The sequence below is a fragment of the Rhodococcus sp. 7Tela_A2 genome (assembly GCF_049311045.1).
Lineage (GTDB): Bacteria > Actinomycetota > Actinomycetes > Mycobacteriales > Mycobacteriaceae > Rhodococcus.
The window spans coordinates 1-12,043 of the sequence record NZ_JAXION010000018.1; the positions used below are offsets into that span (position 1 = coordinate 1).

At 65.8% G+C, this 12,043-nt stretch carries 8 protein-coding genes and 2 pseudogenes; 4 read left to right on the forward strand and 6 right to left on the reverse strand.

Annotated elements, in window-relative coordinates:
• Positions 1 to 165: 165 nt before the first annotated feature.
• Positions 166 to 378 carry a hypothetical protein gene (locus TVH25_RS05510; protein ID WP_296551249.1) on the reverse strand — a complete coding sequence of 71 codons (213 nt, stop codon included), beginning with the start codon at positions 376 to 378 and terminating at the stop codon, positions 166 to 168.
• A gap of 216 nt (positions 379 to 594) precedes the next feature.
• On the opposite strand from TVH25_RS05510, the gene coaE reads away from it, so the two are divergent.
• Positions 595 to 1,812: a dephospho-CoA kinase gene (coaE, locus tag TVH25_RS05515; protein WP_422423534.1), complete on the forward strand. Its 1,218-nt coding sequence runs from the start codon at positions 595 to 597 to the stop codon at positions 1,810 to 1,812.
• Positions 1,813 to 1,898: 86 nt separating this feature from the next.
• On the opposite strand, the pseudogene TVH25_RS05520 reads toward coaE, so the two are convergent.
• Together TVH25_RS05520 and TVH25_RS05525 are read right to left on the reverse strand one after the other, a co-directional pair.
• Positions 1,899 to 2,475 (reverse strand): annotated as a pseudogene (locus tag TVH25_RS05520) (hypothetical protein).
• A 413-nt stretch (positions 2,476 to 2,888) separates the two neighbouring features.
• Positions 2,889 to 3,905, reverse strand: a complete 1,017-nt coding sequence (locus TVH25_RS05525; RefSeq protein WP_422423535.1) for an MFS transporter — start codon at positions 3,903 to 3,905, stop codon at positions 2,889 to 2,891.
• 1,053 nt (positions 3,906 to 4,958) lie between these two features.
• Between TVH25_RS05525 and TVH25_RS05530 the strand changes: the two are divergent.
• Positions 4,959 to 5,538, forward strand: a pseudogene (locus TVH25_RS05530) (LLM class flavin-dependent oxidoreductase); the annotation flags it as partial.
• An 18-nt stretch (positions 5,539 to 5,556) separates the two neighbouring features.
• Here the strand turns inward: TVH25_RS05530 and TVH25_RS05535 are convergent.
• Positions 5,557 to 6,066: a DUF402 domain-containing protein gene (locus TVH25_RS05535; protein WP_422423537.1), complete on the reverse strand. Its 510-nt coding sequence runs from the start codon at positions 6,064 to 6,066 to the stop codon at positions 5,557 to 5,559.
• A 104-nt stretch (positions 6,067 to 6,170) separates the two neighbouring features.
• Here TVH25_RS05535 and uvrB point away from each other — a divergent pair, with 104 nt between their 5' ends.
• Positions 6,171 to 8,330, forward strand: a complete 2,160-nt coding sequence (gene uvrB / locus TVH25_RS05540) for an excinuclease ABC subunit UvrB (protein WP_422423539.1) — start codon at positions 6,171 to 6,173, stop codon at positions 8,328 to 8,330.
• Between the two features lie 185 nt (positions 8,331 to 8,515).
• Positions 8,516 to 8,968, forward strand: a complete 453-nt coding sequence (locus tag TVH25_RS05545) for a universal stress protein (RefSeq protein ID WP_169622971.1) — start codon at positions 8,516 to 8,518, stop codon at positions 8,966 to 8,968.
• Between the two features lie 24 nt (positions 8,969 to 8,992).
• Here TVH25_RS05545 and TVH25_RS05550 read toward each other — a convergent pair whose 3' ends face one another.
• Both TVH25_RS05550 and TVH25_RS05555 read right to left on the reverse strand, forming a co-directional pair.
• A complete protein-coding gene (locus TVH25_RS05550; protein ID WP_240952817.1) occupies positions 8,993 to 9,397 on the reverse strand; it encodes a DUF732 domain-containing protein in 405 nt (134 codons plus the stop codon).
• 151 nt (positions 9,398 to 9,548) lie between these two features.
• A complete protein-coding gene (locus TVH25_RS05555) occupies positions 9,549 to 11,852 on the reverse strand; it encodes a HelD family protein (RefSeq protein WP_422423540.1) in 2,304 nt (767 codons plus the stop codon).
• Positions 11,853 to 12,043 lie beyond the last annotated feature (191 nt).

Below are 12,043 nucleotides of genomic sequence, written 5' to 3' on the forward strand. Positions count from 1 at the left end.
ACCCCGCACCGATTCGGTGCGGGGTCTTCCGCTTTTCTGCGTTCGGTGCCGGTTGCGTCGGTGCGTCATGCGGCGCTCCCGGGCTCGGACGACGACGGCGACCACCTCCTGTCGGGAGGGGTCGCCGTTGTGGTGTGTGACCGTAGCGGTCCGGCCCGTGCGGGATCAGCCCACGGCGGGGGTGGCCCACTGCGCGGGAAGTGCGGCCGCGCGCTTACGCATCGCGGCGTGACTGTGCCGCGCATTGCTCAGCAGCGTGGTGAACCAGTTGCGCCGATGCTCGGCGAGCGCGGCGGCCACCTCGGGAATGAGGACGCAGTGAACACCGTGTTCCATACCGAGGCGATGTCGACCGGAAGGTGAGGGGGAGGAACTCATAGCCTGCCTTCTCGATGAACGGGATAACCGGAGTCGGACGCTTCGCCAAGACGATATCGGACGCGAAGAGCCCTGCCGGTCATTTACCGCAGGTGAAAGGCCGTGTTTCCCCAGGAAGGCCGCGGTCGCGACCAGCTTGTGACCGTGCCGTGACTGTGCCGTGACAGCGGCGGGTCGACTCACGGTGCTCGGCTGTGTGGTGCGACACTGGTCGGCGTGCTGCGAATGGGGTTGACCGGAGGTATCGGCGCGGGTAAGTCCACTGTCGCCAAGGAACTCGTGAATCTCGGGGCGGTGCTCGTCGACGCCGACGCGATCGCGCGCGAGATCGTCGAGCCGGGCTCGGAAGGTCTCGCCGAACTCGTCGACGCGTTCGGAGAGGACATTCTCCGGCCGGACGGCTCGCTGGACCGTCCCGCGCTCGCGGCCAAAGCGTTCGCCACCGACGACGCACGCGCCGTCCTCAACGCCATCACCCACCCGCGCGTCGGCGCACGCACGGCCGAACTCGTTGCTGCGGCACCGGAGGATGCAGTCGTCGTACAGGACATCCCGTTGCTCGTCGAAGGTGGAATGGCCCCGATCTTCCATCTGGTGGCCGTCGTGCACGCGGGGGAGGACGAGCGACTCCGCCGGCTGGTGGAGCTACGGGGAATGCCCGAGTCCGACGCTCGTGCCCGGATCGCGGCGCAGGCCACGGAAGAGCAGCGGCGCGTGGTGGCCGATGTCTGGCTCGACAACACCGGCGAGCCGGACGATGTGGTGAGCCGGGTACGGGCGCTGTGGACAGACCGTCTGGTGCCGTTCGAACGCAACGTGCGCACCCGCACCGCGGTGACAGCGGCGCCGGTACTCGTTCCGGCACGCCCCGAATGGGATCGGTCAGCGCAACGACTGATCGCCCGGCTCGCCGTGGCCTGTGGCGGCAGCGCGCTGCGCATCGACCACGTGGGATCTACCGCAGTGCCAGGGCTCGACGCAGTCGACGCGCTCGATCTGCAGGTCACGGTGCCGGATCTCGCTGCCGCCGACGCGCTCGCCGAGCCGCTGGCCGTCGCAGGTTTCCCTCGTATCGAGCAGGTCGATCACGACCAGCCGAAGCCCTCGTACGGCGCGGGCGGCGAGACGGACCCTGCGTTGTGGGCGATGCGGTTGCACGGAAGCGCCGATCCTGGGCAGCCCGCGCGGGTCGCGGTGCGCGTCGACGGCTGGCCCGGGCAGCAGTTCGCGCTGCTGCTACGCGATTGGCTGCGTGCCGACGCGGAAGCGGCCGCGGAATACGCCGACGTCAAACGTGCCGCAGCAGACGCGGCGTCGGCATTCGGTGATCCGTTGGAGTCGGCCGTGGCGTACAGCGAGGCGAAATCGCCCTGGTTCGACCGCGCCTACCATCGCGCGTGGGCATGGGCGCAGGACACCGGCTGGAGCGCATAGCCGGACGCCCTTCTCCGGTGTCGGCTTTCCTTTGCAGTGGGTAGACCCTGCACAACAGGGCCGACCCACCGGGTCCGTCGTGAGCTCTACTCCATCTTGCTGGTTTCCAGGTTCTTTCCGCTCGTTTCCGACGCGCTCCACGCGGCGAGGATGGTGGTTCCGGCGGTCGCCGCGAGTAGGAGGCTCAGCGGCACACTCGAGCCGTCGAAGGCAACCAGCAGGCTCGCAGCGATCATCGGGGTAAAGCCTGCGCCGATCAGGCTGGCGAACTGGTAACCGAACGACACCCCGGTATATCGCACGTTCGTTCCAAACATCTCAGAGAGCATCGGCGCGGGGGGCGCGTACATCGCGGACTGCACCACCTGCCCGAGCATCAGCGCGACGGTCAGCACCGCAACCGAACCGGCGTCGATCATCGAATACAAGGGAACGCATACAGCACGGCCACAGCCGCGCCGGTGAGGCTCACCGTCCGCCGGCCGAATACCAAACCCCCCAAGGGCCGTGCGACGTAGCCGACCGCCAGCGTCCCGAACGCGGCGATCGTCGATACTGCCGGGCTCGACGAGGGAAAAACAGCTTCCCGAAGACCAACGCGGCCATGGTGCTGTACAGCAGGAAGTCGTAGTACTCGATGGTGGTGCCCAACAGGCTCGACAGCGTGACTTTCCGCCACTGCGAGTTGTTACCGGACGGGTGAGGCGCGGCCGCGGTCGGTCCTCGACCGAAGTCGGCACGATGTGATCCATTATCAACAGTCCGCCCACTGGGCGGGATGTTCGCCTCTGCGGGCGGGCTGATCTATCGAGCGGTGAGTGTGCGATCTGTTGTTTCGACCGTGAGGCGTAGGGCGTCGTCGGAAGCGCTGCCCGCAGTGCATGGATGGTTGGGTTGGCCTGGCACTGCATCGCCACACCGCATACATCTCCCGATTAGGGGGTCGGTGCAATGTACGCGAGACGAACTCGTAGCGAGCCGGTGCCGGGCCAGGCGCGGATCAGCGCAAGGAGGTACTCGACCGCCACCAACGCGAGCCGAATTGCTTGGTCACAACGCCGCATCATATGCAGCCCTCAAGCTTCTGGCTTCGGAGCCATCGACGGGCCTGCGCGCTCGGCGGTACGTACAAGTATTCTCCGAGAGTAAATCGCTTGAAAGACACCAACAATGAAGAACGTCAACCCTAAAAGGCACCAGCCCGTATTACCCGTTCCGACAAGAGCAATCATGATGGCCGGACCAACTGCTACTGCCAGTCCGTCTCCAATCGCGGCGATCGATTGATATCCGCCCGCGTGGTCATCATTCATCATGCTGGTAGAAAAATACCATTTTGAAGTTACGACCAAAACTTCGGCCAAAGCGTGGAGCAAAGTAAGGCCGAGAATTATTGCGACAGCGACGCGGGTCGACTCCGTTTCGCCTGCGATCACAAATCCCGCACATACTACGGATAGAAAAATGGATCCGGCCAGGTTTACGTATCTGCCGTGCTTCAATGTCACGACTTTATTTCCTACGGGGATCTGGATAATTATAATGATAATCGCGCTGATCGCCAAACAAACTCCCGCCATTGCGGGCGGGGCTACAGTTGATTCGGTAATCCACAACGGCAATCCGACAGTGAGAACCGGCCAGCACAGCATGAGAAGACTCGACCCCAGCATCATTAGCAGGAACGCCCGGTCTTTTACGGCTGTCGAGCCACCGATCCGACGGTCCGCTCGCGACGAGGTCACAGCTGACCGGCGGCTTATCCGAGTGCACATAAGTGCTCCCGCGAACAGCATGGTGCCGCCAATAGCCAAAGCAATCCGGAAAAAGATCTCAGCGCCGGAGGCGAGAACAAGAGATGCGGCGACAGCTGTTAGGGCGTAGAGCACATGTTGCAGAGTCCGGATCCATGAGAGCGATTTCACTCTGCTCATGGGATCCACGCGAGTCGCGACGATGCTAGTCGATAGGCCTGTTTGGGCGGATTGAAGGCCAAGCGTAATAAACAGTGCTGCGAGTAGCAGGACCGTGCTACTCGAAAGCGACACAAGGAGGGCGGCGATACCCCGCAGCGTTAATAACAGAGCTAGCAATTAGCGGTCATCGACGCGGTCTCCAAGTGATCCCACGGGATATGCAAGAGCCATGCCCGCAACCCCGCCGAAGAGGGAGACCGTAGAAACAACGGCTGGGCTCACGTCTGCAACAGAGACAAAGTAAACTGCCCACAGTGCAATCCATATTCCGTTTGCGAGACTGTTGGCTGCGAACATTCCGTATAGAATTGCTGGCCCGACCGGTCTTGTCATCACCCCGCGAAATTTACGTGAGTAAGACTCATCAGGGAAGCTGCCGTGTCGATCCGGTCGGTACACGGGCGAAGGAGGTGTCGGTCCCGCGCGATCACTTCGAGGTCGCGCGCGCTCGGGCGGTGCAGATGCTTCGTCATGTCGTACGACTACTTGTCCACGTGCAACCGCTCGCTCACGATTGTCCTCGGTCGTTTCTCGATCGTGGAATCCGACATCAAAACAGTACCCCTTGCCAGTGTGTCTCTTGCCAGTCGCCTGGATTGGTCTTGGCGCGAAACACCGCGTCTTCGTCGCACCCGTGTCGCAGTGCCTCACGGATCGCAAGAGACCGCTCGTAATGGGAGCGGCCTTGACCGTTGAGTAGCGAGCAAACGGCCAGAAAGTCTCCCCATTCGCGACCGCGTATCGCAAATTCTCGCCGTGGGTGGAATTCACGAGTTGGCTGGTACTGACCCGAACGCACACTGGTCCTTGCACTTGTGCTCGCACACAACGTTCGATTTCGAGAGGCCCGTCCACCAGCTCCACCGAGAACCGATGAGCCAGCACCGTCCTTTGCCGATTCTCTCGTTGGAAGTTGTACCGGCTCCGTCCGGGCCGCTGATCGCCGCGACGTTCACTCGCGAAGGCCTTAGTGATGATCGACCACCACACGCGGACGGGACTGTCCGCTGGACTCCTCAACGACGTACTCGACGTCGGGCACCGGAAAGCCGATGTCCCCGACGGTTCGCCCCAACTCGTAACCGGTGACGCGTCACTAACCGCAGCGGGGTTCGGAACTTGTCTTCCCAGTCGACGACCTTCTCTCGCGACATAGGCGCCGGAGCAGGTGGTAGTTCTCGGTGGCCTGGAATCGCTGAACAGCCAGCGTTCTACGGCGACGGCTCCTGGAACAAGGAACACACCCCGGCAGAGGATCACCCTGTACCGGAACCGCTTCGAGCAGTACGGGCACGGCGCGGCCGAGCAGGCCGTCGTCGGACTCGGCGGCCAGGTATTCATGGCGGACACCGAAGCCGAGGCCAGGCGCATCTTCCGTCCGTATTTCGACAACGCGCCGGTGTACGGCCACGGCCCGTCCCTCGAGGAATTCTCCGCGACGACCCCGCTGACCGTGGGCACCCCCGAACAGGTCGTCGAGCGCACTCTCGGCTTCGCCGACTACGCGGGTGACTACCAGCGTCAGCTGTTCCTCATGGATCACGCCGGTCTGCCGCTCGACGTGGTGCTCGAGCAGATCGAAATCCTCGGTCGCGAGGTCGTCCCGGTGCTCCGTACCGAGTTCGAACGACGGCGTCCCGCGCATGTGCCGTCCGACCCGCCCACCCACGCGTCGCTCGCCGCCGAAGGCCCCGGGTCGCCGCACCGGCTCGTCGCTCCGGCTGCGAGCGGGGCCGGAGCCCGGGAATGAGCAGGGGAGCGGCGGGCGTCACTGCCAGCTGATCGGCAGCCCGACCGAGCTCAGCCACGCGTCGACGTCGTGACCGTGGGCGGCGATGCCGTCGACCGCTTCGAACGCGCGCAGGACGGCCAGTTCGGCGTCGTCCGTGTCGAGCAGACCCGCGGCGACGGCGGCGAACAGTTCGTCGACATCTTCTACCGCGGTGCCACGGCCGGTGCGGACGAGAAGATCGAGGTAGTGGTCGCGCGAATGCCACACGTCACCGTCTCGCCAGTACTCGCCCACATCGACGTACCGATCCAGGTCGCGCTCGTGCCCGTGTCGGTAATGGAAGATCGTCACGCGCAGATGCCGGGACGGCAGCAGCCAGGACTCCACGTACCCGAACTCGTGGTGGTCCGCCGGCCGCGCCATGTACAGCCCCCACGGCTCGACCCGGTACACGTCCACCGGCCGCACATTGCCCTTGGGGTCGGTGTTGGTCTGCGCGGGAACATCGAAACGTTCCTCTTTGACGGGGTGAAGGTGCGGCGTCATGACCGCACGTTACCGTCCGCGCGGGAACGGGCGTTGCGCCTGGCGGGGAGCGGCGGGCTCGGCGGCGCGCCGCACGTGTCGGTGGGAGCAATTACCCTGGAAACATGGCGTTCGCAAGTGAGCATCCTGTAGTCGCCCATTCCGAGTTCCGTCCGGTGGGGGAGATCGAACGCACCGACGCCCCGTTCGAGGTCGTCAGCGAATACGAACCCGCCGGCGACCAGCCCGCCGCGATCGACGAACTCGAGCGCAGGCTGAAGGCGGGGGAGAAAGACGTCGTCCTGCTCGGTGCCACGGGTACCGGCAAGTCCGCTACCACCGCGTGGCTCATCGAGCGGCTGCAACGTCCCACCCTCGTGATGGCACCCAACAAGACTCTCGCCGCGCAGCTCGCCAACGAGCTGCGGGAGATGCTGCCCAACAATGCGGTCGAGTACTTCGTGTCGTACTACGACTACTACCAGCCCGAGGCGTACATCGCGCAGACCGACACCTACATCGAGAAGGACTCGTCGATCAACGACGACGTCGAGCGGTTGCGTCACTCGGCCAGTTCGTCGCTGCTCTCCCGCCGCGACGTCGTGGTGGTCGCCTCGGTGTCCTGCATCTACGGCCTCGGCACCCCGCAGTCCTACCTCGACCGCTCGATCCAGCTCGAGGTCGGCCTCGAAGTTCCGCGCGACGCCCTGCTCCGCCTGCTCGTCGACGTGCAGTACAACCGCAACGACCTCGCGTTCACCCGCGGCTCGTTCCGTGTGAAGGGCGACACCGTCGACATCATCCCTGCCTACGAGGAACTCGCGGTCCGCATCGAGTTCTTCGGCGACGAGATCGAGGCCCTGTACTACCTGCACCCGCTGACCGGCGACGTCGTCCGCAAGGTCGATTCGTTGCGGATCTTCCCCGCGACGCACTACGTGGCCGGACCCGAGCGGATGGAACGCGCGGTCAAGGACATCGAAGCCGAACTCGAGGAACGTCTCGCCGATCTCGAGAACCGCGGCAAGCTTCTGGAGGCGCAGCGGCTGCGGATGCGCACGCAGTACGACCTCGAGATGATCCGGCAGGTCGGATTCTGCTCCGGCATCGAGAACTACTCGCGGCACATCGACGGCCGGCCCGCCGGCACCGCACCCGCGACGCTGATCGACTACTTCCCGGAAGACTTCCTCCTCGTCATCGACGAGTCCCACGTCACGGTGCCGCAGATCGGCGCCATGTACGAAGGCGACATGTCGCGCAAGCGCAACCTCGTCGAATTCGGTTTCCGCCTGCCCTCGGCCGTCGACAACCGGCCGCTCACCTGGGAGGAGTTCGCGTCTCGAATCGGCCAGACCGTCTACCTGTCGGCGACGCCCGGACCGTACGAACTCGGACGGACCGGCGGCGAATTCGTCGAACAGGTGATCCGCCCGACCGGCCTGGTGGACCCGAAGGTCGTCGTCAAGCCCACCAAGGGCCAGATCGACGACCTCATCCACGAGATCCGGGAGCGGGCCGACCGTGACGAACGTGTGCTCGTCACGACGCTGACGAAGAAGATGGCCGAGGACCTCACCGACTACCTGCTCGAACTCGGTATCCGGGTGCGGTATCTGCACTCCGACATCGACACGTTGCGCCGCGTCGAACTGCTCCGGCAGTTGCGTCTGGGCGAGTACGACGTCCTCGTCGGCATCAACCTGCTCCGTGAGGGTCTCGACCTCCCCGAGGTGTCGCTCGTGGCGATCCTGGACGCCGACAAGGAGGGGTTCCTCCGCTCGAGCACGTCGCTGATTCAGACCATCGGGCGCGCGGCGCGCAACGTCTCCGGCGAAGTGCACATGTACGCCGACAAAATCACCGACTCCATGGCGCGCGCCATCGACGAGACGGACCGCCGGCGAGAGAAGCAGATCGCCTACAACGAGGAGCACGGCCTCGACCCGCAGCCGTTGCGCAAGAAGATCGCCAACATCATGGACCAGGTGTATCAGGAAGCTGAGGACACCGAAGCCATTGAGGTGGGCGGATCGGGCCGCAATGCCTCGCGCGGACGTCGCGCCCAGGGTGAGTCGGGACGCGCGACGAGTTCCGGTGTCGTCGAAGGTCGCGACACCACGACGATGCCGCGCGCCGAATTGGCCGACCTTGTGCAGCAACTCACCGACCAGATGATGCAGGCCGCACGCGATCTGCAGTTCGAGCTGGCGGGTCGGCTCCGCGACGAGATCGCCGATCTCAAGAAGGAATTGCGGGGGATGGACGCCGCGGGTCTGAAGTAGATCCGGAGAACCGCTCCCGGCGGCCGCGAGGGTCCGGGACGCGTCGCTGTGGCGTGGGACCCAAATCCCCCATGCGCCCCGGTGTCCCGATACTGTCTACGCCAGCGCCGGGGGGAGGGTTCGCATTTCTTCCACCGGCACCATCGGCGGCACGCGCCGGTGACCGGAACACGATGGAGGAACGAATGAGCGCCTACCGGACCATTGTCGTCGGGACGGACGGTTCGGAATCGTCGTACAAGGCGGTGGAGAAGGCAGCTGCCCTCGCGGGAGACGCCGGCGCCAAGTTGGTGATCGCCTGTGCGTACTACCCAGCCGATCCCAAGGACACCGCACACGCCGCAGACGTGCTGCGCGACGAGGCCTACCAGGTCACCGGATCCGCACCGACCTACGAAATCCTCCGCACGGCACGGGAAAAGGCCACCGTGGCGGGCGCGAAGAACATCGTCGAACGGCCCGTCGTCGGTTCGCCCGTGGAATCCCTCCTCGCCCTCGTCGCAGAGGTCGAGGCGGATCTCATCGTGATCGGTAACCGCGGACTGAACACCCTCACCGGCAGGCTCCTCGGCTCGGTGCCGTCGGACGTGGCCCGGAAAGCGACCTCCGACGTGCTGGTCGTGCACACCGTCCGCTGACAGAGTTCCGCGAACGCGCGGGAGTCAGCAGTAGGTCTCGCGCGTGATCTCGACATAGTGCCGGGCGGCATCGTCGCCCGGCATCGTCGTATGCGTCGCCGCCGCGGCGTACGACGCGATCGGCCGCGCTGTCTCCAGGATGCGTTCCTCCGGCATTCCGGCTGCGAGCTGGTCGCACAGTCCGCGCGCGACCGCGAGCAGGGTCTCGTCCGGAACATCCGCGACCAGTCCCGCTTCGTCCAGCGTCTCCTTCATGCGTGTCGCGCGCGCGTCCAGCACCGGTGGCTCGGCCGCGGCCGTGGCCGTGGGTGTCTCCACCGCCTCGACGGGGTCGGCTGTGCCGGCCGAGCATGCGGCAGCCGCGAGCACTGCCGCGCCGGCGAGCAGAACCCGAGCCGCGGCGCCGATCGGCCACCGTCCCCGTCCCATCACCCTCACCTCACACCGTCGACGAACCGGACGTTTCTGTCGGCGGTGCCGTGGCGTACGGCACCGTGCACAGGACCGTACCTTCCCGGCATAACGGAATCGTTCCGATCGACAGCGTGCTGCTTCACCGCAACGTCGAGACGACCCCTGCTCAACACCGGGCCTTGGCGGCGAGTCCGTCGAGTACCCGGGGGAGCGGGGTGGTGTGCAGCACGCCGAGTCTCTGGGTCGCTCGGGTCAGTGCGACATAGAGGTCGTTCATGCCGCGGGGAGATTCCGACACTATCTCGGACGGCTCCACCAGCAGCACGGCGTCGAACTCGAGGCCCTTGACGTCCTTGACGGCAGCGACCGTCACCGACGGTGAGGCGAGGTGCGCCCACTCCGCCACCAGGCGGGCAGGTACCAGAACCGCCGTCGTGCCCGGTCCCGACTCCTCGTCCAGTGCGCTGCGCACCGCGTCGACCAAGCTGTCGGCGTCCACCGAACGTGCCCAGGGTTCGTAGCCGGATTCGCGCACCGACTCCGGCGGGAGTTGTTCGGGGTCGATCTCCGCGAGCACCGCGTGCGCGACCCGCATGATCTCCGCAGGCGTCCGGTAGTTGACGGTGAGTTCGGCCTTCTTCCACCGGTTCGCGACATACGGCTCGAGGACCCGCTGCCACGACGTGCTGCCCGCCGGATCACCGGTCTGGGCGGTGTCGCCCACGAGGGTCATCCACCGGTTCGGGATTCGGCGCATCAGCGCCCGCCACGCCATCTCCGACAGTTCCTGCGCTTCGTCGACGATCACGTGTCCGTAGGTCCAGGTCCGGTCACCGGCAGCACGTTCCGCGGTGGTCTCGTAGTTCCGGTGGTCCTGGCGCTCCGCGAGCTGGGACGCGTCGATGAGGTCGTATGCCATGAGCAGTTCGGGGTCGAGGTCGTCCTCGAGATCCTGCGGTGCGGAACCGGTGAGGATGTCGAGTGCGCCTTGGGCGTCGGCGATCTGCCTGCGCCACCTGCGGGACGCGCGTTCTCGTTCCGCCGCGTCGTCGACCCCGAGCAGTTCGGCGATCTCGTCGAGCAGCGGGGCATCGGCGGCGCTGAAATGTCCCGCACCGTCCGGGCGGTAGAGCGCCTCGATCTGGTCTTCCGAGAAGTGCGGCGCGGCCGAGGCAAGACGTTCCCGTGAGCCGAGCAGATCCGTGAGCACCTGCTGCGGGGTCAGTTCCGGCCACAAGGCGTCGATCGCGGAGACGATGTCCCGGTCCGCCCGCATCTCCGACCGGATGTCGTCGATGTCGTCGCGGCTGAGCAGGTTTCCGCCGTTGACCAGGTCGGTACCGATGATGGAGGCGAGCTGGTCTGCGAGCGCTTCGATGACCGCGGACACGAAAATCGGACGAGCCAGATTGTGTGGCCGACGCGACGAGCGCGCCCGGCCGCGTGCACGCGAGACAGATTTCCGGTCGAGCATGAGGCGGTAGGTGTCGAACGAGACGGGCACCGGGGAACTCGGGACTTCCTGCCGGTCCCGCACCGCCTTCTTGAGGATGTCGACCGTGGCCGACGACCCCTTGAGTTCACCGGCCTCGCGGCTGTCGTCCAGCGTGGCCTTCACACCCGGATACAGGTCGCCGATGGTGGACAGCAGCACGCCCGTCTCACCGAGGGAGGGCAGCACCTGACCGATGTAGTCGAGGAAGGTGGAATTCGGGCCGATGATCAGCACGCCGCTCTTCGCGAGTTGCTTCCGGTACGTGTAGAGCAGGTATGCGGCGCGGTGCAGCGCCACCGCAGTCTTGCCCGTTCCCGGCCCGCCTTGCACCACGAGCACGCTTCGGTGCTCGGAGCGGATGATCGCGTCCTGCTGGGCCTGGATGGTGGCCACGATGTCGTGCATCTGCCCGGTGCGGGCGGCGTTGAGGGCCGCCAGCAGGGCGGACTCGCCGGCGACTCCGCCTGCAGCCGGGGTGTCGGAGTGCTCCTGCGCGGCGTCGAGATCGAGGTATTCGTCGTTCAGGGCGGTCACCGAACGTCCACGACTGCGGATGTGGCGACGCAGCACCACGCCGTCGGGTGTTGCCGGCGTGGCGAGATAGAAAGGCCGCGCCTGCGGTGCCCGCCAGTCGAGGAGAAGCGACTCGTAGTCGTTGTCTTCGTCCAGAATTCCGATGCGCCCGATGTATCGGCTGTCGAGGCCCCCGTCGTTGTCGACCTCGTCGTCCCGCACGTCGATCCGCCCGAAGCACAGGCCGTGTTCCGCGGCGTCGTACTTCGCGAGATCCTCGGTATACATCTGGGTGAACGACTCGCGTTCGGAGCGTGCCTGCGGGGTGCCCCCCGACTCCCGGAGCACGCGGGTCAGCCTCGTCTTCGCGTAGTCGCGCAGGTCGTCGAGGTGCCGGTAGAGCATCGAGACGTAGGCCTGCTCAGGCTCGAGGTCTGGGTGGGACGCGCCATCGGCCGGCACATGAACTCCTCGGATAGGGACAGATCGAACGCGTGGGGGCGTCGACGGAAGTGCCCGAGAAGTCTAGTCGGATCGCTCCGGGCAGCGGGAAACACCCGGTCACAAACGCGGGGGGGGGCGCGGGGCCCGGGGGGTGGGGGGGGGGCGCCGGGGCGCCGCCCGCCCCCCCCCCGCGCGCCCGCTGGAGCCGA